16 protein-coding genes and 3 pseudogenes are annotated in these 21,348 nt (G+C 67.2%); 9 read left to right on the forward strand and 10 right to left on the reverse strand.

Going from position 1 to position 21,348, the window contains the following annotated elements; genetic code table 11:
* Positions 1 to 311 precede the first annotated feature (311 nt).
* Together LAQ58_RS11940 and LAQ58_RS11945 are read left to right on the forward strand one after the other, a co-directional pair.
* Entirely contained in the window at positions 312 to 1,508 is a 1,197-nt protein-coding gene (locus tag LAQ58_RS11940; RefSeq protein WP_224447689.1) for a hypothetical protein, read from the forward strand.
* Positions 1,509 to 1,771: 263 nt separating this feature from the next.
* Positions 1,772 to 2,773, forward strand: a complete 1,002-nt coding sequence (locus LAQ58_RS11945) for a hypothetical protein (RefSeq protein WP_224447690.1) — start codon at positions 1,772 to 1,774, stop codon at positions 2,771 to 2,773.
* 6 nt (positions 2,774 to 2,779) lie between these two features.
* Here the strand turns inward: LAQ58_RS11945 and LAQ58_RS11950 are convergent, their stop codons facing one another.
* Positions 2,780 to 3,511 carry a DUF8116 family protein gene (locus LAQ58_RS11950; RefSeq protein ID WP_224447691.1) on the reverse strand — a complete coding sequence of 244 codons (732 nt, stop codon included), beginning with the start codon at positions 3,509 to 3,511 and terminating at the stop codon, positions 2,780 to 2,782.
* Between the two features lie 119 nt (positions 3,512 to 3,630).
* On the opposite strand from LAQ58_RS11950, the gene LAQ58_RS11955 reads away from it, so the two are divergent.
* Positions 3,631 to 4,419 (forward strand): HpcH/HpaI aldolase family protein, encoded by a 789-nt coding sequence (locus tag LAQ58_RS11955; RefSeq protein WP_224447692.1) that lies wholly within the window; start codon positions 3,631 to 3,633, stop codon positions 4,417 to 4,419.
* Positions 4,420 to 4,533: 114 nt separating this feature from the next.
* Here the strand turns inward: LAQ58_RS11955 and LAQ58_RS11960 are convergent.
* Both LAQ58_RS11960 and LAQ58_RS11965 read right to left on the reverse strand, forming a co-directional pair.
* Positions 4,534 to 4,719: pseudogene (locus tag LAQ58_RS11960) on the reverse strand (DUF8054 family protein); the annotation flags it as partial.
* A pseudogene (locus LAQ58_RS11965) lies at positions 4,716 to 5,202 on the reverse strand (nucleotide-binding protein); the annotation flags it as partial. The pseudogenes LAQ58_RS11965 and LAQ58_RS11960, both read right to left, overlap by 4 nt.
* A gap of 42 nt (positions 5,203 to 5,244) precedes the next feature.
* Here LAQ58_RS11965 and LAQ58_RS11970 point away from each other — a divergent pair.
* The 3 genes from LAQ58_RS11970 (at position 5,245) to fdhF (ending at position 10,407) form a co-directional block, all read left to right on the forward strand.
* Positions 5,245 to 5,445, forward strand: a complete 201-nt coding sequence (locus tag LAQ58_RS11970; RefSeq protein ID WP_224450223.1) for a hypothetical protein — start codon at positions 5,245 to 5,247, stop codon at positions 5,443 to 5,445.
* 71 nt (positions 5,446 to 5,516) lie between these two features.
* Positions 5,517 to 7,058, forward strand: a complete 1,542-nt coding sequence (locus tag LAQ58_RS11975) for an NADH-ubiquinone oxidoreductase-F iron-sulfur binding region domain-containing protein (RefSeq protein ID WP_224447693.1) — start codon at positions 5,517 to 5,519, stop codon at positions 7,056 to 7,058.
* 1 nt (position 7,059) lies between these two features.
* Complete coding sequence (gene fdhF / locus LAQ58_RS11980; protein ID WP_425490653.1) at positions 7,060 to 10,407, forward strand: formate dehydrogenase subunit alpha; 3,348 nt, start codon at positions 7,060 to 7,062, stop codon at positions 10,405 to 10,407.
* Between the two features lie 65 nt (positions 10,408 to 10,472).
* Here fdhF and LAQ58_RS11985 read toward each other — a convergent pair whose 3' ends face one another.
* Positions 10,473 to 12,062 (reverse strand): cobyric acid synthase, encoded by a 1,590-nt coding sequence (locus LAQ58_RS11985; protein WP_224447694.1) that lies wholly within the window; start codon positions 12,060 to 12,062, stop codon positions 10,473 to 10,475.
* Between the two features lie 226 nt (positions 12,063 to 12,288).
* On the opposite strand from LAQ58_RS11985, the gene LAQ58_RS11990 reads away from it, so the two are divergent.
* Positions 12,289 to 12,993 (forward strand): DUF7344 domain-containing protein, encoded by a 705-nt coding sequence (locus LAQ58_RS11990; protein WP_224447695.1) that lies wholly within the window; start codon positions 12,289 to 12,291, stop codon positions 12,991 to 12,993.
* A gap of 36 nt (positions 12,994 to 13,029) precedes the next feature.
* Here the strand turns inward: LAQ58_RS11990 and LAQ58_RS11995 are convergent, their stop codons facing one another.
* The 6 genes from LAQ58_RS11995 to LAQ58_RS12020 all read right to left on the reverse strand — a co-directional run bounded on the left by LAQ58_RS11995 (position 13,030) and on the right by LAQ58_RS12020 (position 19,397).
* Positions 13,030 to 13,722 carry a cob(I)yrinic acid a,c-diamide adenosyltransferase gene (locus LAQ58_RS11995; protein ID WP_224447696.1) on the reverse strand — a complete coding sequence of 231 codons (693 nt, stop codon included), beginning with the start codon at positions 13,720 to 13,722 and terminating at the stop codon, positions 13,030 to 13,032.
* Positions 13,719 to 15,038, reverse strand: a complete 1,320-nt coding sequence (locus tag LAQ58_RS12000) for an amylo-alpha-1,6-glucosidase (RefSeq protein WP_224447697.1) — start codon at positions 15,036 to 15,038, stop codon at positions 13,719 to 13,721. The genes LAQ58_RS11995 and LAQ58_RS12000 overlap by 4 nt, the downstream gene beginning before the upstream one ends.
* 1 nt (position 15,039) lies before the next feature.
* Positions 15,040 to 16,434, reverse strand: coding sequence for a cobyrinic acid a,c-diamide synthase (locus LAQ58_RS12005; protein ID WP_224447698.1), 1,395 nt, complete (start codon positions 16,432 to 16,434; stop codon positions 15,040 to 15,042).
* Positions 16,435 to 16,534: 100 nt separating this feature from the next.
* Positions 16,535 to 17,545 carry a metal ABC transporter permease gene (locus tag LAQ58_RS12010; RefSeq protein ID WP_224447699.1) on the reverse strand — a complete coding sequence of 337 codons (1,011 nt, stop codon included), beginning with the start codon at positions 17,543 to 17,545 and terminating at the stop codon, positions 16,535 to 16,537.
* The gene (locus LAQ58_RS12015; protein ID WP_224447700.1) at positions 17,542 to 18,336 is read right to left on the reverse strand and encodes a metal ABC transporter ATP-binding protein; all 795 of its coding nucleotides are present in this window, start codon (positions 18,334 to 18,336) and stop codon (positions 17,542 to 17,544) included. Before LAQ58_RS12015 ends, LAQ58_RS12010 begins: the two co-directional genes overlap by 4 nt.
* Positions 18,318 to 19,397: a metal ABC transporter substrate-binding protein gene (locus LAQ58_RS12020; RefSeq protein ID WP_224447701.1), complete on the reverse strand. Its 1,080-nt coding sequence runs from the start codon at positions 19,395 to 19,397 to the stop codon at positions 18,318 to 18,320. The genes LAQ58_RS12015 and LAQ58_RS12020 overlap by 19 nt, the downstream gene beginning before the upstream one ends.
* A 234-nt stretch (positions 19,398 to 19,631) precedes the next feature.
* On the opposite strand from LAQ58_RS12020, the gene LAQ58_RS12025 reads away from it, so the two are divergent.
* Both LAQ58_RS12025 and LAQ58_RS12030 read left to right on the forward strand, forming a co-directional pair.
* The gene (locus tag LAQ58_RS12025; RefSeq protein WP_224447702.1) at positions 19,632 to 20,393 is read left to right on the forward strand and encodes an SDR family NAD(P)-dependent oxidoreductase; all 762 of its coding nucleotides are present in this window, start codon (positions 19,632 to 19,634) and stop codon (positions 20,391 to 20,393) included.
* Between the two features lie 104 nt (positions 20,394 to 20,497).
* Positions 20,498 to 21,278, forward strand: a pseudogene (locus tag LAQ58_RS12030) (hypothetical protein).
* The last annotated feature ends 70 nt before the right edge of the window (positions 21,279 to 21,348 follow it).

Consider the following 21,348-nt stretch of genomic DNA (forward strand, 5'->3'; position numbering starts at 1 on the left):
CAGTCCGGTAGCGGGCCGGTAGTACGCGTATCGGAGGACCTAGTCCAGAGAATGAGGCGATTACCGGTATCGAGAGCGCCACCATCGCCGTCGCAGAACGCCGCTCCGCGGACGACCGGTTTTCGTGTGTCAGACGAATCGGTGAAATCGAAACGCGTCGGCTGAGAGACACCTACGCTCGGATAGCCAGACAATACTAAACTCCGACAGTTCCGTGGGTTAGCCCGGTGCGAAAGTGCATGACACGACAGAATCAGACCCGAAGGCGGTTTCTCGCAGGGAGCGTAGCGACACTCAGTTCACTGTCATTAGTGGCGAACGGTGCGGGTGCGCAGACGTCGACGCGGACACTCGCCGTCGTCAACGCGACCGGTAACGGCCCGGCGAAGTACCGGTTCACCGTTGACGGCGACGTCGAGAAGACGACGGAGACGGGCGGTGCGCCGAAGGCGTTCGCCTCTCGCAACAACGACGACGCCGTTTCCGACACGACCGTCGAGGGTCGCGTCTACGGCGGCGCGGACGCGTACCGAATCTCCGGGTCGGTGACGAGTCTGGTCGTCGAAGGCGGCGCGGGCATCTACGTCGACGGCGAAGCGGTCGACCCCGGCGACTACTCGGCGCCGAGCGTCCTCGCGATAACCGGTGACGGCGAATACGCGTTCTCCACGGACGACACCGTCGAAAAGACGACGCTGACCGGCGGTGCCGACGTTCCGCCCGCCTCGATCAACGCCGCCGACAGCGTCGACGGGACAGACGTCTTGGGATCGGTGTTCGGCGGAACCGACGCCTACGTCGTCGACGGTGACCTCACCGAGTTCGACCTCGAAGACGGACTTACCGGCTACCTCGACGGCGAGGAGTACGCGGGTCCGTCGAACGTTCGCGGCGAAACTGAAGGCGACGACGACAGTACGGCGGCCCCCGAACTGGCGTTCCCGGACTGCACTAGCGTCGAGATTTCCGGCGCGTTCGAGACGGCGTCGCTGGAGGTGCTCGTCGAAGACGACGACCCCGAGACGACGCCGATGGAGCAGGTGTACGAGTACGAGAACGACGGCGACGAGACCGACGTGACCGTCTCGGTGCCTGACGACGAGTTCGGCCCGTATCAGGTCCTCGAGTACGTTTCGGTCACCTACGGCGACGGAGAGACCGTCGAGGAGACCAACCCCGACGCGAACGAGTGCCGCGAGGAGACGTTCCCCGCCGACCGGAACGTCGAGTTCGTCGACTGTACGTCCGTCAGCGTGACCGGCGAGTTCGAGGAGCTCTCCATCGAGGTGCTCGTCCGCGACGACTACCCGACTACGCCGATGGAACAAGTCTACACCGTCAAGAACGAGGACGGGTCCGCGGAGACCACCGTAAGTGTTCCGGAGGACGAGTTCGGTACGTATCAGGTCGCCGAGCGAGCGACCGTCATCTACCCCGACGGCGAGACCGTCGACGCGACCAACCCCGACGCGGAAACGTGTCGCTCGGAGACGTTCCCGAGCGAGTGAAAGAAAACGAGACCGAGGCGTAACGCGTCGTTTGTCGGTTACAGCCCCGAGTTGGAGCGGACACTCGAGGACGGCGGGGCGACGGGTTCACGACGTAACGCCGTCGTTACGGCCGCCGCCCCGAACCTAATAGACGATTGACATCCCAGCACGACCATTAACGTTCACGAACGAAAAACAGTCGGATAAATACACAAGTACACCTTCCTGAATAAAACTTAAGATGCAACTCAGTGTGGCCTTAGCCGGAAGTGGAGAAATCAATGAAGGAAACACATACAAGCCGCCGAACGTTCCTCGCTGGCAGTCTCACGGCCCTCGGCGCGACCGCGACAACGATGACCGTAGGCGCACAGGAAACTGAGTGGAAACACGTCGTCGTCTCCGGGACGCCGGGTTCCGGACCGGTTCGCTACGAACTGGAGACGACCGAAGCGCTCGAAAAGACGACGGAGACGGGCGGCGCACCGGTCGACGGCGCGTCGATAAACGCGAACGACGTCCTCGACGGGAGTTTCGCGAGCGGCGTCGTCGTTGGCGGCGTCGACGCGTATCGGTACAGTGGCGACCTGACGCTTTTGACCGTCGACGGCGACGCGAACGTCTATCTCGATGGGTCGCAGATCGACCCCGACAGCGTCGGCGAGAGCCACGACTACCTCGCTATCGTCGGCGACGGCGACGAGACGACCTACGAGTTCGAGGTCGACGGCGACGTGGCGAAGACGAACGTGACAGGCGGGGCGCCGAAGCGCTACGCCTCGATACAGAGCGGCGACAGCATCGACGACGGGTCGGTCAGCGGGACGGTGTTCGGCGGCGTCGACGCCTTCCGCGTCGCCGGTGACGTCACCTCGTTCGACCTCTCGGGCGGGACGGCATACCTCAACGGGCAGGAGTACGCCGGGCCGGGCGACGGCGGCCGCGGCGGAACTGGAAGCTCGGACGCCGACATCGAGTTCACCGGTTGCACGTCCGTCGAAGTGACCGGGGAGTTCGATGAGGTGTCGCTGGAAGTACTCGCCGCCGACGCCGACTGCGAGATGGGCACCCGCTACTACGAACAGACGTTCGTCTACGGACTCGCCGACTCCGAGACCATCGAGGGGACGACGACGGTCAGCCTCCCCGACGGCTACTTCGCCGAGTACCAGATAGTCGAGTCGGCCATCGCGGAGGGAGACGAGAGCGTCGAGGTGACGAACCCCGATGCCGACGCCTGCCGCGACCGAATGGAGTCGCAGCTCGAATCCGCCTGCAACTGAGTTCGATCAGCCGTTCGACTTTTCTAGCTCCGTCCGGGCGCGGCGGAGGAGTCGCTCCCAGACGCCGAACAGCGCGCTGTCGAGTCCGTAGCTCCCGTCGATGTCCCGAACCCACACGTCGTCGGCGAACAGCAGCGACTGAAATCGGTGCACGTCCGGCGAGAGCGACGCTCGACGACCTGTGTAGTACGCGACGGTTTCCCCTCGCGTACGCGACACCAACTCCTGCGGCACCTCGATACCCGACTCGCGCGCGACGTGGACGAACCACTCCAGGTGGAGCACCGCGTCCGCGAGGACGAACCGCTCGTCGAACCCCGAAACGTGCGCGAGTGCCGGTCGACCCTCGACCAGCACGTCGTCCGGCGCGCTGAAGTGAGGAACGGAGACGTGCGACAGGTCGCCGGCGTACGCCCGCGCGAGACGGGTGAGTCGGTAGTCCGCGAGCGCGACCGGTCCCGCCAAGGCGAGTTCGTACCACAGCGGCAACCACTCGCAGAACGGTTCCGAGAACGCGGCGTCGGCCAGAAGCGTGGCAGCGATCGACCGGGCGATTCGCGGTTCCACGTCGGTTCGGCCCGCTCGCATCGCTTCGATGCCGATTTCGGCGTCCTCGCTGAACGACCCGCGGTCGAATCCCATCCCGTCGGCCACGTAGTCGACGTACTCGCTGCCGACCCGGTACCAGTCGGCGAAATCGTCGGCCGTTCGGAGCGCGAGGAGTCGGAGGACGGTCACGGTCGAGAGAGGAACCGCAACGTCAAGAGCGCTGCTCTCGCTGAGTGTCGCAGTTCCGTGAACAGTCGCATAGATGACGGTTGCGCGAAACTATAGCCGAGGTCGTGGCACACACCCCGATGACGAACGCACGAACGAACGCGCTCCAAGAGACGGTCGATTCCGGCGGCGTCGCCCTCGGCGTGCTCGACGGACTGTACAATCCCGACGTGGTCGAACTCTGCGGCGACCTCGGCGTCGACTTCGTCTGGCACGACCTCGAACACGCGGGACCGAGTCCGTGGGACGCGACGACGCTGTCGAACCTCCTGCGCGCCGCGGACGCGACGGACACCGAACTGCTGGTTCGCATCCCAGTCACGGAACCGGCGCTGATGCGCAAGGTGCTGGACGCGGGCGTCCGCAACGTGTTCCTCTCGCGGGTCCGGTCGGCAGCGGAACTCCGCGAGGCGGTCCGCGCCGCGCGCTTCGAGTACGACGGCGAACCCGGTCAACGGGGACTGGCCGCCCCGCGCGCGAGTCGGTGGGGCCTCGCCGACGATTACCCGGCGACCGAGGACGAGGAGATTTTCGTCGGCGTCACCGTTGAGAACCAGCGGGCGGTGGACGAGATCGACGAAATCCTCGCGGTTCCGGAGCTCGGCTTCGTCTTCGTCGGCCCGTACGACCTCTCGGTCGGCACCGGCCACCCCGGCGAGGTTGACCACGAGGAGGTGCAATCGCGCGTGGAGACGATCCGCGACGCGACGCTCGACAGCGACGTGGCACTCGGGGGGCTGGGTTTCGGGATGGACGACGTGAACGACAAGGCCGAGCAGGGCTACCAGATCCTGAACGTCGGCAGCACCATGGCCGGCGTCTCGGAGATGGTCTCCTCGCGACTCGAGGCGTTCGAGGGCGAGCGGTAGCCGCCGGCCGGTCCGACTCGCTACGTGTCGTCGGCCAACTGATCGGTCAGTCCCCACCGCTCGGCGCGCTGTTCGGCCTCCGCGCGCGCCTGCTCGCGAATCGCGTCGAGCTTTGAGCACGCCGCGCGTCTCGCCGCCGAGCAGCAGCGCGTCCTGCGGTTCGATGACGGCGTAGCCGGTCAGTTCGCGCTCCAACGCCGTCGAGAGCGCGGTTCCGACATCGGCGACGACGCGGGACCGGACGAGGTCGCCGCGCGGGATCGAAAATCGGCCGTCCGAGGAGTCACCCAGCTCGGTCATGGCGTGTCGGGGACGACCGCGCTGCGGAAGCGGTCCGCCACGTCGCCCTCGTCGCCGTGCGAACTTCGATTCGGGCGGCCGCTCTTCGATACGCTTCAGCCGGGACGGAGTCCGGCGCGTGCGCCAGCAGCGGCTCGCCCGCGCGCCTGGCCGCGCGGATCACGTCGCTGTTGGGCACCGTCGCGAGCGTCTGCCCGCCGAAGTACTCGCTCGCCCGGTCGACGACGCGGTCGATTCCGGCGTCGTCGTGGACTTTGTTGAACAGCACGCCTGCCGTCTCGGTGCCGTAGGAGCGAGCGTACTCCTGAACCTTCAACCCGTCCGAGAGCGCTGGAACCGTCGATTGAAGGACGACGACGACGCGGTCCGCGAGGACGACGGGGAGGACGACGCTCCTCGACCCCAGCGCCGCGGCGAGTCCAACAGCAGTACGTCCGTTCCGCTGGCGAGTTCGACGCTCGAGACGCGTCCACGGAACCTCCCGCCGCCCGAACGCCTATCTCGGCGTCCGCCGAACGACCGCCTATGTCCACCGAGAGAACGGACGACCGGACCCGGAGTCGCCGTATCGCCGCCGCGGCCGCCGCGACGACAGTACTGCTCGTCGGCGCGACCCTCCTCTGGACGTGGCGCGAACACGCGCCGCTGTCACGTCACGTTCGACGCAGAGAACGGACGTCGTCCTCGCGCAGGACCCAGAAATCGACGCTCGTATCGCCGTTCTAGTCTGGTCGCTCGCCGCATAGTCCGCTTTGGTGAAGTAACTCTTTCGTGATGCGCCCACGCACGTACACGTGATGACAGACCACACGGAACCGAGCACCGTCGTCCGCGTCTGCGTCGGGAGCGCGACAGACGGGGCGAGAGCCACAGCGGACGCCGCACAGGCGGCCGCGGGCGACGTACGCGTCGTCGAAGTCGGCCCAACAGGGGTCGGCGACGACGCACCGCTCGTACTGGTGACGCAGGGAGGTGAGACGGCGTTCTACCGCGACTGCGGACCGGAGCGGGCGACGCGCGTCGTCGAAGCGCTCGAAGCCGGATCCGAGACCGAAGCGGGTGACGTGACGGTCGAACACGACGCCGAGCGTCGGATGCTGCCGGTCCCGGAGACCGGACCGCTGTCGGTCGGCGCGCGACGCGTTCTCGGACGCTGCGGCTGGATCGACCCGACCGACATCGGCGCCTCCGACGAGTGGGCGGTCGACGCGGTCGGCGACGACGCCGACGCCGCGATGGAACGCGTCCGGGAAGTCGGCCTACTGGGCCGCGGCCGCGGCGAGGCGACGCCCGACGAACCCGTCGCGGAGGAGTGGTCCGTCGCCCGCGAGACGGCGGGCGACCCGGTGCTCGTCGTCAACGCCAACGAGAGCGACCGCCGCAACGACACCGACCGGACGCTCGTCGAGGGCGACCCGGCGTCGGTGCTCGACGGCGCGCTCGCCGTCGCCGAACTGGTCGGCGTCGAGATATCGGATATCGTGGTCTACCTCAACGAGGCCGACGCGCTCGCGGGCGACCGGCTGAACGCGGCCGTCGATTTGCTGGTCGACGCGAGAGGTCTCGACGCGGAACCGCAGGTCGTCGCGGGACCCGACAAATACATCGCGGGCGAACCGACGATGGCGCTCGAATCGCTGGAGGGGAACGACCGACTGGAGGCGCGGCTCCGCCCGCCCTCGCCCGCGCGACACGGCCTGTACGGACGACCGACGCTAGTCCACACGCCGCGGACGCTCGCGCAGGTCCGCGAACTCTTGCTCCGTCCCGAGGGGTTCGACGCCGCCGACGCCGACCCCGGAACCCGCCTCGTCACGGTCACCGGCGACGTGGACGCGCCCGTTACGGTCGAACTCCCGACTGGCGGGTCGCTCTCGACAGCCGTCGACGCCGTCGGGTTCGCGGGGCCGCTGAAGATGGCCTGCGTCGGCGGGCAGTTCGGCGGCTTCACCCGTACGCTGGACCACACGCCGAGCGCCCCGGCGCTCGCGGGCGCGGAACTCGGCACCGAGGGCGTCGTCGAACTGTTCGACGACTCTCACTGCGCGCTGGCGATGGCGGGGAGTCGCTCGCGGTTCGCCCGCGACGAGAACTGCGGCCGCTGCGTTCCGTGCCGCGAGGGGTCGAAACAGCTGCTGAGCAAACTTCGAGGCGTCTACGACGGCGAGTTCGACGACGACGGACTCAGAGAGCTGGCGCGGGTGATGCGGGGGACGAGCACCTGCGCGTTCGGGTCGTCGGCCGCGCGCACCGTCACGACGGCGATGGACGAGTTCGAGACCGAGTTCCGCGCCCACGTCGACGGGCGCTGTCCGAGCGGCGCGTGCGAGGAGGTCTGAGATGAGCATCGAAAATCCGGAAGATATGAGCAACGAACCGAGTAGACCGGGGCCGGTCGACTCCGCCCCCGGCGAATCGCTACCGGGAGTCCCGAACGTCGCCGACCCCCGCCCGAAAACGCCGCTGACCGAGGATTTCGTCACCGGCACCGCCAACGACCCCGAGGTTGGGTCGACGGGTTCGGAGATGACCACCGTCACCGTCGACGGCGAACCCATCGCGCTGCCGCCGGGATCGACGCTGCTCAACGCCGTCGAGGCGCTGGAGACCGAGAGCGACGTCCCCGCGCTCTGTCACTACGACCGCGACACCGAGCAGGGCGAGAACGTCGGTCCCCGCTCGGAGTGTCGGACCTGTATGGTCGACACCGACGAGCACGGTCTTGTCCCCTCGTGCAGCTTCCCCGCCGAGGACGGCCTGACGGTCCGGACCGACGCGACGGAGGCCGAGGAGGCGCGGGACGTGAACCTCGACCTGGTGCTGTCGAACCATAACCTCCGGTGTACGACCTGCGGACAGAACGGCCGCTGCGAACTGCAGGACGCCTCCATCGACAACGGCGTCAACGAACCACGGTACGGCGTCTTCGACGACCGCGACGAGTACGAACCGCTCGACGACACCTCGTCGGTTATCCAGATAGACCGCAACAAGTGCATCCTCTGTAACCGCTGCGTCGAGGCCTGCAACGACGTGCAGGTCGAGGGCGTCCTCCGAATCGAGGGGCAGGGACCGGACACCCGAATCGGTTTTCAGAGCGACGCGGAGACGATGGCCGACTCGACGTGCGTCTCCTGTGGGCACTGCGCGACGGTCTGTCCGACGGGGTCGCTCGTGGAGAAGGGACTCGCCGACACGACGACGATCCCCTTCCCCGGATTCACTCAGAAGAACTCCATCGGGAAGGTCATCGAACACCACGACGCGGAGACGACCGACACCTCGCCGTCGCCGAACCGCCGCGTCCCCGGCGAGTTCGAGCATCTCGATGGCGAGTGCGACGAAGAGATAGCGGAGAGATCCGGCGTCGCGCGGTTCATGGCCAAGGCGAAGCGGGGCGCGCAGTCCGCGGTCAGCCGTGTCACCGACGAGTCGCTGGAGCGGGTCGAACACGCCGCGGAGGCGACGGCGGCGAACTCGCTGAGAGTCGGCCAACTGTTCGACGTGGCCAAGGTCATAAGCACCGGGCGGATGCAACGCGTCACGAAGGCCGAGACGACCTGCCAGTACTGCGCCGTCGGCTGTCGATTCGAACTCTACGGCAGGGACGGCGAGGTGCTCGGCGTCCGCCCGGCCGACTCGGAGGCGACGCCGGCCAACGACTTCTCGACCTGCGTCAAGGGGAAGTTCGGCTACGAGTTCGTCAACAGTCCGAACCGCCTGAGAACGCCGCTCGTCAAGGAGGACGGCGAGTTCCGCGAGGCCTCGTGGGACGAGGCGCTCGATCTGGTCGTCAAGCGGCTCTCGGAGGTTCAGGACGAGCACGGCGACGATTCGATCGCCGTCACGTCGTCGTCGAAGGCGACGAATGAGGAGAACTTCCTCAACCAGAAGTTCGCCCGGCAGGTGCTCGCGACGCCGCACGTCGACAACTGCGCGCGCCTCTGTCACTCGTCGACCGTCGCGGGGTTGAAACAGACGCTCGGCTTCGGCGCGATGACCAACCGCATCAACGAGGATATCGGCAAGACCGACTGCTATCTCATCACGGGGTCGAACACGACCGAGAGTCACCCCGTGCTGGCGACGCGCATCAAGCAGAACGTCCGCGACGGCGCGGACCTGTTCGTCTTCGACCCGCGCAAAATCGGTCTCGCCGAGCACGCCACCCAGTACACGCGGACGCAACCCGGACAGGACATCGCGTGGCTCAACGGGATGGTCCGTCACATCATCGAAGAGGATCTCCACGACCGCGAGTTCATCGAGGAGCGCACGACCGGCTTCGAGGAACTGAAGGAGAAGGTCGAACCGTTCACCCCCGAGAAGGTCGAGGAACTGGCGGGCGTCGCCCCCGAGGACCTCGAGCGCGCCGCCGAGACCATCGCGAACGCCGACTCTTGCATCTTCGGCTGGGCGATGGGGATGACCCAGCACGCTCACGGGACGCGGAACGTGCTCGCAATCACCAACCTCGCGCTCGTTACAGGCCACCTCGGCAAACCCCGGTCAGGCGTCTCGCCGTTCCGCGGGCAGAACAACGTGCAGGGCGGCGGCGGCGACATGGGGCCCGCGCCGCACAACCTCCCCGGCTACCAGGACCTCACCGACGATGACGTGCTCGACAAGTTCGAGGACGCGTGGGGCGTCCGCCCGCCATCACAGATCGGTCTCTACCTGCCCGAACAGTACGAGGCCATCCACGACGGCAACATCCGCGGGATGTACGTAATGGGCGAGAACCCGGTGCTGTCGGAACCGGACATCCGCGACGCCGAGGAGGCCGTCGAAGAACTCGACTTCCTCGTCGTGCAGGACATCTTCCTCACCGAGACCGCCGAGCACGCCGACGTGGTGCTGCCCGCGGCGTCCGCCGCCGAGAAGTACGGCACGTTCACGAACACTGAGCGTCGCATCCAGATGGTCCGACCCGCCGTCTCGCCGCCGGGTGAGGCCCGCACCGACATGGAGATTCTCTCGGATCTCGCCGGACGCTTCGGCTACGAGTGGGAGTACGACGGTCCCGCCGACGTGATGGACGAGATCGCGTCGCTCGTCCCCATCTACGGCGGCGTCGGCTACGACCGCCTCGAATCGAAGCCCGACGGTCTCCAGTGGCCCGTCCGGGACGAGGACCACGCCGGCACGCCGTATCTCTACGAGGAGGAGTTCAACTTCGACGACGGTCTGGCGCGGTTCGTCCCCGCGGACTACGCCGGCCCCGTCGAGATGCCCGACGAGGAGTTCCCGCTGATGCTCACCACGGGACGGGTGCTCTACCACTGGCACACGGGGACGATGACCCGGCGTGTCGAGGCGCTGATGCACCACGTCCCCGAGAGCTTCGTCACCATCCACCCGAAGATGGCTGAAGACCTCGGCGTCTCCGACGGCGAGTACGTCCGCGTCGCCTCCCGGCGCGGCGACATCGTCGTGAAGGCGAACGTCGAGGAGACCTCCGACCCCGGCGTCGTTTTCGTCCCGATGCACTTCGCGCAGGGGGCGGTCAACGAACTCACGCAGGCCGAACTCGACTCGACGTCGTTCATCCCCGAGTACAAGGTGACGAGCGTCCGCATCGCGCCGCTGGGTACCGACCCCGACGAGGAGCCGCTGACCCACGAACGGCCCGACTTCGGCGCGGACGCCGATGAGGACCCCGAGCGCGCCGGCGCGGACGACGACTGAGCGACGCGTCGCCGACCGCCGGACGGCGGTGGCAACGGCAGTCCGCCGTCAACCGCCGCCGGCGTCTACTCCGGCAGTCCGAGCGCCGCGAGGTCGACGTGGTCGGCGACGAGAGCCGCCGCGCGGTCGTACGGCGACCGCGACCCGTCGTAAATCGCCGCTGGACGCTCTCTCTCGGCCGATTCGAACACCGAATCCACGAACGCCTCCCGCGCGCTCTCGTTCTCGAACAGCCCGTGGAGGTACGTCCCCAGCACTCGCCCCGACGCCGCGCCGAGCGCTACCGACGCCGCGCCGTCACGCGAGAACGGCGTCTCGACCGCGTCGGTTCCGTCGAGGACGTCGGCCGTCTCGACGGCGCGCGTCTCCCCGGCGTGAATCTCGTAGCCGGAGACCTCGCCGTCGACGCCCGAGAGCGGTCCGACCCCAGAGAGGCGGAGCGTCGACTGCTCGACCCGCTTCTCCGTCGAAAAGGTGGTTTCGACCCGCAGTAGGCCGAACCCCGGTATTTCGTCGGCCGTCGCCTCGTCCGCGCTCTCGACGCCAGCGTTCGTGATCCGCTCGCCGAGTAGTTGATAGCCGCCGCAGAGACCGACGATCGGGCCGTGGAACGCCGCCAGCGCGTCGCCGAAACCCGCCTCACGGAGCGCCAGCAGGTCGTCGACGGTGTTCTTCGTGCCGGGAAGGACGACGGCGTCGGCGTCGTCAAGGCCGTCCGACGGCGGGACGTAGGCGACGCGCACGCCGGGTTCGGCCACGAGCGGTTCGAGGTCGGTGAAGTTCGAGATGCGCGGCAGACGCGGGACGGCGACCGTGACCGCGGCGTCGTCGGTGACGCCGTCGCCGTCGCCGACGACCGTCCGCTCGTCCGCAGGGGGAAGCGAGACGCTGTCTTCCTCGGGCAATCCGGGGTCGTCATACGGGAGGACGCCGAGCACCGGCACTCCCGTGCGCTTCTCGAAGGCGTCGAGGCCGGGGTCGAGCAGCGAGACGTCGCCGCGGAACTTCGTGATGACCGCGCCGACGACGCGCTCGCGGAGGTCGTCGGGGAGCAGTTCGAGCGTGCCGACGAGGCTAGCGAAGACGCCGCCGCGCTCGATGTCGGCGACGAGGAGGATATCGGCGTCCGTCAGTCTGGCCGTCTCGACGTTCGCCAGATCTCGGTGGTGGAGGTTGATTTCAGCGATGGAGCCGGCGCCCTCGGCGACGACTACCTCGCGGTCGGACGCGAGTCGCGCGTGGGCCGCTTTCGCGGCGTCGCGGGCGCAGCGCCAGTGGTCGTCGTAGTAACTCCCGGCGGCGAAGTGGCCGACGGCGACGCCGTCGACGACGAGTTGCGACTCGCCGTCGCCGCGGGGTTTCAAGAGCACGGGGTTGTGGTCCGTCGTCGGCGCGACGCGGGCGGCCCGCGCCTGGACGAACTGCGAGACGCCGATTTCGCCGAAGGCGTCGCACTCGTTCTCCGCGTCGCCTCTGCCGCCCCCGTCGAGGAGAGCGGGCGACCGCGGGACCGCACGCGCGTTGTTGCTCATGTTCTGCGCCTTGAACGGCGCGACGGCGACGCCGCGGTCGGCGAGGTGGCGGCAGAGACCGGCGGCGACGGTGCTCTTGCCGACGTGGGAGGCGGTTCCGGCGACGAGTAGCGTTCGGGCCATCGGTGGACGTCTCGGTCGACGCTCCGACAGCCCAAGAGGATATCTTCCTCGTCGGGAGTCGGTGGGAACGACTGTCGCCCTTCCAGATGCGGTCGTGAAAGCCACTTTGAGAACCTCTTGCGCGGGAAATCAGCCGTTTAGCCGACCACCGAAATGTGGAGTAGACGATTCGACACTAAACACTTAGGTGGCAGCGTTAACGGGTTTGGTCACAGAGGGGGATGTAATGAGTTCAGATTCGATCGACCTGTCGGGTTGGAAGAGGGGCGGCAGACCGGATAGTCAGTCCCGAGAGGCGCTGTTCACGACGCTCGCGAACGGTATCCGACGGGAGACGGTATCGATTCTCCTCGACAATCGAACGTCGATCGCAGTGCGCGAGTTGGCCACGCAGGTGGCCGAACGAGCGTTCGAGACGCCGGACGCGAGCGAGCGGAAGCAAGTTCACGTCTCGCTCGTCCACCAGCACCTGCCGACGCTCGAAACCGCCGGGTTCGTGACGTACGACTCCGAGTCGAAGACCGTCGAGGTGAGCGCGGAACTCCTCTCTCACCAGTACGCAGTCGCGACGGTGTTATCGGCGGTCGACGCCCAGTCGTCCGACACGGTCGACGAGGAGTTGGAAGCGCTTGCAAACCGGCGACGACGGGTCGTGCTCTCGGTGCTTGACGGCTCGCCCGCCCTTTCGCTCGACGAACTCGCGGCGCGCGTCGTCGAGCGCGAACTCGAAGCGGAGGCGACAGAGACCGACGCGGTACGAACGGAGCGCGTTAGAGACGACGTTCGCACGATGCTCCACCACACGCACCTCCCGAAACTGCACGCGTTCGACTTCGTCCGCTACGACTCGGAGACGCAGACGGTCGAACGAGGTCAGAACGGCTTCGCCGACCGCCTCGGTACGCTCGCCCTCCCGGTCGCCGGACGCTGACCGCCCAGTGACCGGGAACGAAGGCGTTCGGCCGTCTCAGTATTCCGTGCCCCGACGGGCTCGCTGCCCGGCGTCGATGGGGTGTTTCTCTTTTCCGACGCGCGTCACGAGATCCGCGACATCGTAGACGTACTCGGGTTTCGTGTGGCTCCCCGTTAACACGAGTTCGAGGTTGTCGGGTTTCGCGTCGACGAGTTCGAGCACGTCCGCCTCGTCGAGCAACCCCTGGTCGACGGCGTACAGCACCTCGTCGAGGATGACCATGTGAACGCCGTCCTCGGGCGGACCGTCGAGCGGGAGCGGAGAGTCGAGGTCCACCTCGTCCGCAGCGGCGAGGAGCTCCGTCGCGCGTTCGAGCCCGCCCCGCGCCTTCGCGCGATGGTCGTCGTCGTCGCTGCCGTCTCTGAGACCATGCCAGCCGTAGTGGCCGGTGTTCTCGTAGCTGTACCCGGGCATCGCCGTGACGGCGTTGTACTCGCCGCGGACGGCGTCAACGCTGTCCGCGCCGCCCTTCATGAACTGAAGCATGTGGACGCGGAAGCCGTGACCCGCGGCGCGGAAGCCCATCCCCATCGCGGCGGTAGTTTTCCCCTTCCCGTCGCCCCACCACACCTGCACGAGGCCGAACTCCTCGGGGGTACTCGGTTCGATGGTGTGGGCCTCGGGAGTGACGCCGCGGCCGGGGGTGTTCTTGCGTAGTTCCTCGGTCTGTGAGTTATCTTCGGTCATCGTTCGTCGTCTCGGAAGTCGTCTTGACGGTCGGTCAGTTCGAGGTACAGCGCCGCGCTCCACGAGAAACGGTCGCTCCCGCGACCCTCGCCCGTCTCCGGGTTGAAGTACTCGCGAAAGCCCTCGCGCTCGACGAGGCGGCGGCTGTCTCGGTCGATTCGGTCGGCGAGGTCGGTCGCGCCGTAGCGGCGCAGACCGTCGGCGACGAGCCAGTTCGTGTTTATCCACACCGGCCCGCGCCAGTAGCGGTCGGGGTCGAACGCGTCGCCGACGTAGGAGGGGGCGGCGAACTCGAAGGCGAGAAACTCCTTGCGGAGCGTCCGGCGGTGCCGTTCGAACCGCTCGTTCGTCGGAATTTCGCCGAACAGGCTCGCGAGTCCCGCCACCGAGTTCGCTCGGAGTTTGCGGTCGCCGACGCGGTCGTAGGAGACGAACGTCCCCAGTTCGTCGTCCCAGAGTCGGTCGCGAATCGCTTCTCGGGACTGTTCGGCCTGCTCGCGCCACATCGCTGCCGCCGCGTCGTCGCCCCGGGCGGCGGACAGCACCGCGAAGTCGTCGCAGGCGCGGACGAAGATGGCGTTCGTCAGCGCGTCCTCGACGAGGAACGGACAGGACTCCCGGAGGTCGAACTCGTCCCAGTCGGCGGCGCGGGCCGCGCGGACGAGCGCGACGTAGCGGTCGTAGTCCCAGTCGGTCGGCCGCTGGTCCGCCAGGTCGTCGGATTTGCGGTCCTCGCGCTCGTACTCGACCGCGCCGGGGTCGAACGCCTCGAGCGGGTCGGTCCACGCGGGCGAGTCGTCCATCCCCGTCTCCCACGGGTGGCGGACGTAGACCACCTTTCGGTCGAACGACCGCTCGCGGATCCACCACTCTAAGTGGCGTTCGAGAGCGGGGTAGACGCGTTCGAGAAACTCGTCGTCGCCGGTCGTCTCGTAGACGCGCCGCGCCGCGGGAACGACCATCGGCGGTTGGGTGATGCCGCTGGTGGCGACCTCTTCGACGTCGACGCCCCACTCCTTGGGGCCGGGGAAGTAGCCCTCGGCGTCGGTGTGGAAGACAATGTGCGGAAGAAGGCCGTTCTCCCACGTCGCCGCGCAGAGCGTCTCCAGTTCCGCTTTCGCTGCTTCAGGCTCGACGCCGGCAAGGCCGAGCGCGATGAACGCCGAGTCCCAGTTCCACTGGAACGGATAGAGCGTCGCCGACGGGACGGTGTAGCCCTCGGCGCGGTTCGACTCAAGCACGTCGAGCGCCTCGGCGCGGCGTTCGGCGGTGGCGGCACGGCCATCCGTCAGGTTCTCGTCGCGTCCGTCGTCCATGTCAATGCTGGGCACGCGAACTGTCGTGACCGTTTCGGCTCCCGCCGCCGGACTCCGCGACGGCGTCGACGAACCGGTCGAACGCCCCGCTCTCGGGGTGGACGTGCGCGTAGGTTCCGAGCGTCCGGTGCTCGGTCAGGCCGTCGTGCTCGCCGTCAATGCCCTTCCCGCGAATCACGTCGAACGCGAAGCGGGCGTCGATCGCGGGGTCGGCCTCCGAGTAGTGGAACTCGTGGCCGCGGAGCGTCCGTCCCTCGGGACAGATGAGCGCCTCCGTTCGCGCCCGGAGTTCGACGTGGTCGAGCGCCTGGTAGCGGTCGCGCATCGTCACGTCGGCGGGCAGAATGCCCGCCATCTCATGCGTCTCGCCGTCGACGGTGGTCAGCGATTCGGCCAGCGCCATCAGGCCGCCGCACTCGCCGAAAATCGGCAGACCGTCTGCGGCGCGGTCGGCGAGCGTCGACAGCGCCGGACTCGCCGAGAGTTCGGCGGCGTGCAGTTCGGGGTAGCCGCCGGGGAGGTAGACGCCGTCGCAGTCGGGGAGGTCGTCGCCCGCCGTCGGCGCGAACGTGACCACCTCGGCGCGCTTGCGGAGGAACTCGCGCGTCGCCGCGTAGACGAACCGGAACGCGTCGTCCGCGGCGACGGCGACGGTGGGACGGTCGTCGGCGTCGGCGGCGTCGGCGGCGTCGGTGGTGCGGGCGGAAGCGTCGTCCTCGTCTTCGACCGCTGCGAACCACTCCGGTTCTCGCGCCGCGTCGACTATCGCGTCCACGTCGATGCCGTCCGCCGCCGCGTCGAGCGTCTCGGTCGACAATGGCGATTCGTCGCCCATCTCCAGTCCGAGGTGCCGCTCGGGGATTTCGAGGTCCTCGCGCGGGGGAATCCGGCCGAAGTACGTCAGTTCGTCGGGGAGCGCCTCGCGGATGCCGTCCTCGTGTCGTCCTCCGTGCGCGCGTGAGGCGAGCACCCCCGCGACGTCGAGGTCCAGTCCCGAGCGAGCAGCGTACTCGCGGAAGCCGAGCGCCGTCGCGGCGACGCTCTCCATCCCGGCGCTGGCGTCGACGACGAGGACGACTGGGAGCGAGAGCGCCTCTGCCACGCGGGCGGTGCTCGTCTCGCCGTCGTACAGCCCCATCATCCCCTCGACGACGCAGACGTCGCCCGACCCGCGGGCGTAGTTGCGGCGCATCCCCGACTCACCTTCGAGCCACGGGTCGAGGGTTCTCGAGGCACGCCACGTCGCCGCCTCGTGGTGACTCGGGTCGATGAAATCCGGCCCGGCTTTCGCCGGTTGGACGACCCGTCCGGTCCGCTGGAGCGCCCGACAGACGGCGAGCGTCGCGACGGTCTTTCCGACGCCGGAGGCGACCCCGGCGATGACGACTCCGTTCATAATCTACTATAGTGGTTTTACTGCAACTGTATTTGAGTTGTTCGGTGGGTGGCGAACGCGTCTCGATGCGGTTCACGACGAGGAGAGGAGCGGAGAGAGCCTACTCGGACGCTGAGTCGGGGTCGCCGACGTTCATCGCTCCCAGTTCCGGCGCGGAGTCGTCGTCGGTAGCGTTCCGAAGTTTCCCGACTCCGACGGCGACGGCGTAGATTGCGACCGCGACCAGCACAATGACGCCACCCGCGGTTGCCTCGCCGTAGTAGGAAACGCCGATACCCAAGATGACGGCGAGCTCGGCCAGAACGACCGAGACGAGCAGCGACTCAGTGAAACTTCGCGAGACCTGTGTCGCGCCCGCGACGGGAACGACAAGCATCGCCGCGACGAGGATGACGCCCATAATCTGCATCGCGCCGACGACGACGAGCGCCGTCAGCATTACCATGATGCGGTTGTACCACGCGACGGGGATTCCCGACACCGCCGCGGCTGTCTCGTCGAACGTCACGTAGAGGAGCTGGTTCCGCGTGAGCGCCACCGTCGCGACGATGACGCCGAACAGCACGAGCAGTATCGCCGCGTTCTCCTTCGAGACGGTCGAGAGGTTGCCGAACAGAAACTGGTTGACTCCGACCGAGAGGCCGCCCGCGTTGACGCTGATGAGCGTCGACCCCAGCGCGAACCCCGTCGAGAGCACGATAGCCATCGACACGTCGTTGTAGGCGTCCGTCGCTTCGGAGATGAGTTCGATGAGCAGCGCAGCGAGCACTGCGACGACGACGGCCGTCAGATACGGCGACACGCTCAACTCGAAGACGGCGTTGGCGAACAGCCCGACCGCGACGCCGGCGAACGCGGTGTGAGCCAGCGCGTCGCCGATAAGCGCTAACTGACGGTGGACGAGGAACGTCCCGATGAGCGGAGCCATCACGCCGATACAGAGTCCGACCAGCACCGCCCGGTGCATGAACGGGTACTCCAGCAAACCGAGTCCGGTCAGGTCACCGACCCGGTACATGAGTCCGGACCACAGTTCGAGCAGGAAGTACAGCGGTGCGAGAATCGTCTCTCGCGCGGCCAGCTGGAGCGCTCCGGCCGCCGTCCCGGTCATTGGTCACCTCCGACGAGTCTCGCCGTCGTCCCGAACGCGCGAGCGAGTGCGTCGCTCTCGACGAACTCCGCCGTCGGCCCGTCGAAGTATATCTCGCGGTTGAGACAGAGTACCCGTTCGGCGTGTTCGGTGACCGCACCCAGGTCGTGTTCGATGAGCAGAATCGTGATGCCCCTCGCGTGCAGCGCGTCGAGTAGCTCGTAGAACGCCTCGACCGAGTCGGCGTCGACGCCGACTGTCGGTTCGTCGAGGACTAGCAGCTCAGCTTCGCTCGCCAGCGCACGGGCGATGAACGCCCGTTGTCTCTGACCGCCGGACAACTGAGTCACTCGGCGGTCCGAGAACGCTTTCATACCGACCGTCTCGAGCGCACGGTCGACGATGCGCCAATCGTCCGCGGAGAGGCGGCCGAACCCGACGTGGGGAAATCGTCCCATCTTCACGACTTCGCGGACCGTAATCGGCATCTCCTTTGCGGCACTGGCGTGCTGGGCCACGTAACCGATACGGTCTCCGCCGTCGAACCGGTGCGACGGCTCTCCGAACAACCGAACGAGACCTTCGTCCGGGCGGAGCAACCCCAGCACGAGTTTCATGAGCGTCGACTTCCCGGAGCCGTTGGGGCCGACGACGGCCACGTACTCTCCGGGGTCGATTCGGAGCGAGACGTCTTCGACGACGGGCGCGGTCGCGTAGCCGAACTCGACCCCAGAGAGTTCGACGACCGGACGCTCGGGTCGCTCCGACGCGACGCTCGTCTCGGGAGTACTGCTCACGCGAAGTTTCTCCATCGGTCACTCCACCCGTCGGGACCTGCGTCTTCGGGCGCCTCGTTTCCGAGGACGATCTCGAAGGTGGGCATGTTCACGTTGTAGGCGATCTCCTCGTATCCCCACTCCTGTTTGACCCACTCTTCGCGGACGCCGGCGTACGGCGTGACGGGGAAGTACGCTTCGACCGCCGTCTCCGAGAGCAGTTGCTGGGCCGGTCGCCGCGTCTCGAAGACGGCCGCGCCGATGTACTCGATATCGTTCTCGTCGATGACCCGCTTCGCGTCGGTGATGTCAGAGGGCTTGACGTCGCCGCTGGCGGCGAGGTTCACGACTAGTGGCCGCATCTCGACGCCGTAGCGGACGCCGACGTACTGAAACGCGTTGTGGGCGGCAAGTTGGATCACGTCGCGGTCGGCCGCGTCGAAGATCGCCTGATACTCGCGGTCGATGCTGTCGAGAACGTCCGTCTTGTACGCCGACGCGTTCTCGCGGAGCGTCTCCTCGTGGGCGGGCGCGAGTTCGACCAGTCCCTCGGCGATGTTGTCGACCGACTGTTTAGCGCGCTGTGGGTCCAGCCAGAAGTGCGGGTCCTTGCCGCGGTCCTCACCGACACCCTCCTCTTCGGGGTCGAGACTCGCCGCGAGGTCGACCAGTTCGACGCCTTCGCGGGCGTTTACGAGCTGCGTGTCGGCACCGTCGTCTTCGACCGTTTGGATGGCCCTGTCGGCCCACGGCTGAAAGTTCTCGCCCACGTGGACGAACGCGTCCGCGTCGACGATGGCTCTCGTGATGCTGGCGTTCGGCTCCCACCCGTGGCCGTGAAGTCCGGTCGGTACGAGATTGCGTACCCGAATCGGAGTTCCGTCGGCAATTTTCCGTGCGAAGTCGTAGAAGCTGAAGAAGGAAATGACGACGACGGGAGCCCCATCGGCTTCATCCTCTGCAGCGCCAGTAGTCGCTTCGCCGCGTCCGCTATCGATACAGCCCGCGAGACCGGCCGCGAGGAGACTCGACCCTCCGGCGAGGGCTCGTCTGCGGGTTATCTTCTGTCGCGCTGTCCGTGGTGTCTCGGTATCCATAGTAGGAATAGACAGCCAAAAGAAGATAATAGTACTGGTCTAATATAATAATTAGACAAGTCTAATACTCCGCAAATTCGCCCGGTAGACATCTACAACGGCAAGATTCGCGGTGGGGAAAAGCCGTACACCGGAGAGCGACTGGTCACCGAGTCGGCAGCGGCGGCCCGCCGTATTCCGGTTCGGCCGACGTCGGCCCGGAAGATTATGTCGCTTCGTCGCGATTTGGGGGACATGCAACTCGACGGACGGACCGTCCTCGTCACCGGCGCGGCATCGGGAATCGGCAGAGCCACCGCCTCGCGACTCGCGGAGGCGGGCGCGCGCGTCGTCGTCACCGACGTCGACACCGGCGGCGGCGAGGAGACGGTCGACCGAATCGAGAGCGAGGGCGGGAACGCGACCTTCTCGGAACTCGACGTGCGAGACCGCGAGGCGTTCAACTCGGTCGTCGAAGCCGTCGACGAGGAGTCGGGACTCGACGTGCTCGTCAACAACGCGGGCGTCGGCCACGCGCCGAAACCTGTCGAGGACCTCCCGGAGGCCGAGCGCAATTTCGTCTTCGACGTGAATATCTCGGGCGTGTGGAACGGCTGCGCCGCGGCCCTGCCGGTGATGAAAGCCCGGGAGTCGGGCGCTATCGTCAACGTCGCCTCGCTCGCGGGCGTCATCGGGTCGCCGAACCTCGGCGCGTACTCGCTGTCGAAGGGGGCGGTCGTCAACTTCACTCGCACCGTGGCCGTCGAGGCGGGTCGCTACGGCGTCCGCGCGAACGCGGTCTGCCCCGGATTCGTGGAGGGCGGCCTCGGAACGCAGTATTTCGACTCCTTCGACGACCCCGAAGCGGCGCGCGAGCGGGCGCGGCAGGGGTACGCGCTCGGTCGCCTCGGCGAACTCGACGAAGTCGCCGACGCCATCGCCTTCCTCGCCAGCGACGAGGCGTCGTTTATCACCGGCGAGTCGCTGATGGTCGACGGCGGCTTCTCGGTCACGTGAGGCGCCGCCGCGACCTCTCGGTCGCGTAGGGTACACCCGCGGGTGGTCGAAGGAACGAGCGACCGATTCGATTAATATCGCTTCGGCCCGTGCGAGCGCCTGGTATGGGGGGACAACGGGAACGGTACGACGGTGACGCGGAGGTCATCCGCGGTCTGGCGGTCAGAACTCCGCTCCCGGACGAGGACGCGGAGCGTGTGTTCCACGAGAACATGATGAACGTGTCGAGAGCACGGGAACAGAGGGCGGAGCTGCTCGAAGACCCTGACGTGCCGCTTCTTGCGGCCTACGAGGCGGAGTTCGACCGCGTCGCCAAGAGCTTCGAGCGGCGGCTCCGACGCGTCGCCGGCGACGACTACAGGGAGGTCGCGCTCGCGTTCAGCCGCGGCGAGCGAGACGACCGGGTCGGCGCGCTCGCGGCGTACTACTTCGAGGGCCTCTGGCGGATACAGCAGCGCACCACCGTGGTAGACTCGCTCTTCTTCCCGCACATCCTGCGGTATCCCGACAGCTTCACGGTGAACATCAGGTTCGCCAGCGGCTACCGGGCGAGGGAGTCCGTCCTCTACGAGTCCCCGGAGCATCGACGGAGCAACTGGACGACGAACACCCCGAGACGTATTACGAGGAGAGCAACTACTCACAGCGGCGGACGGCGGCGTACATCAGGGAAACGGCGCAGATTATCCGCGAGGAGTTCCCTACCCCGCCGACGCCCCGTTCGAGGAGCGTGCGTACGGGGGCATCGTCTCCGCGGGCGGGCGGCGCGGTTCGACTTTCTCGTTGATGCTGAAACGCGTCGAACCCGATCCCAACCGGTTCTCGGAGCCGGCGGACGAGCCGATTCTCGTCGAGGCGAGCGAGGAGGCGCGGCGGACGGAGTAGGAACTGCTGCTCGACAGCGAAGTCGTGCTCTGAGGTGGTATCGAAGAGGTGGCGACGGAGGTGACGGCAC

It is taken from the genome of Haloprofundus salilacus, assembly GCF_020150815.1.
Taxonomy (GTDB): Archaea; Halobacteriota; Halobacteria; order Halobacteriales; family Haloferacaceae; genus Haloprofundus; species Haloprofundus salilacus.

Excerpts from the sequence above, each read along its gene's own strand:
- LAQ58_RS11955 (WP_224447692.1), top strand. The coding sequence starts at position 3,631 with ATGACGAACGCACGAACGAACGCGCTCCAAGAGACGGTCGATTCCGGC.
- LAQ58_RS11995 (WP_224447696.1), bottom strand. The coding sequence starts at position 13,722 with ATGACCGAAGATAACTCACAGACCGAGGAACTACGCAAGAACACCCCC.
- LAQ58_RS11970 (WP_224450223.1), top strand. The coding sequence starts at position 5,245 with ATGTCCACCGAGAGAACGGACGACCGGACCCGGAGTCGCCGTATCGCC.
- LAQ58_RS12020 (WP_224447701.1), bottom strand. The coding sequence starts at position 19,397 with ATGGATACCGAGACACCACGGACAGCGCGACAGAAGATAACCCGCAGA.
- LAQ58_RS12010 (WP_224447699.1), bottom strand. The coding sequence starts at position 17,545 with ATGACCGGGACGGCGGCCGGAGCGCTCCAGCTGGCCGCGCGAGAGACG.
- LAQ58_RS12000 (WP_224447697.1), bottom strand. The coding sequence starts at position 15,038 with ATGGACGACGGACGCGACGAGAACCTGACGGATGGCCGTGCCGCCACC.
- LAQ58_RS11985 (WP_224447694.1), bottom strand. The coding sequence starts at position 12,062 with ATGGCCCGAACGCTACTCGTCGCCGGAACCGCCTCCCACGTCGGCAAG.
- fdhF (WP_425490653.1), top strand. The coding sequence starts at position 7,060 with ATGAGCATCGAAAATCCGGAAGATATGAGCAACGAACCGAGTAGACCG.
- LAQ58_RS11975 (WP_224447693.1), top strand. The coding sequence starts at position 5,517 with ATGACAGACCACACGGAACCGAGCACCGTCGTCCGCGTCTGCGTCGGG.
- LAQ58_RS11990 (WP_224447695.1), top strand. The coding sequence starts at position 12,289 with ATGAGTTCAGATTCGATCGACCTGTCGGGTTGGAAGAGGGGCGGCAGA.
- LAQ58_RS12025 (WP_224447702.1), top strand. The coding sequence starts at position 19,632 with ATGCAACTCGACGGACGGACCGTCCTCGTCACCGGCGCGGCATCGGGA.
- LAQ58_RS12015 (WP_224447700.1), bottom strand. The coding sequence starts at position 18,336 with ATGGAGAAACTTCGCGTGAGCAGTACTCCCGAGACGAGCGTCGCGTCG.
- LAQ58_RS11945 (WP_224447690.1), top strand. The coding sequence starts at position 1,772 with ATGAAGGAAACACATACAAGCCGCCGAACGTTCCTCGCTGGCAGTCTC.
- LAQ58_RS12005 (WP_224447698.1), bottom strand. The coding sequence starts at position 16,434 with ATGAACGGAGTCGTCATCGCCGGGGTCGCCTCCGGCGTCGGAAAGACC.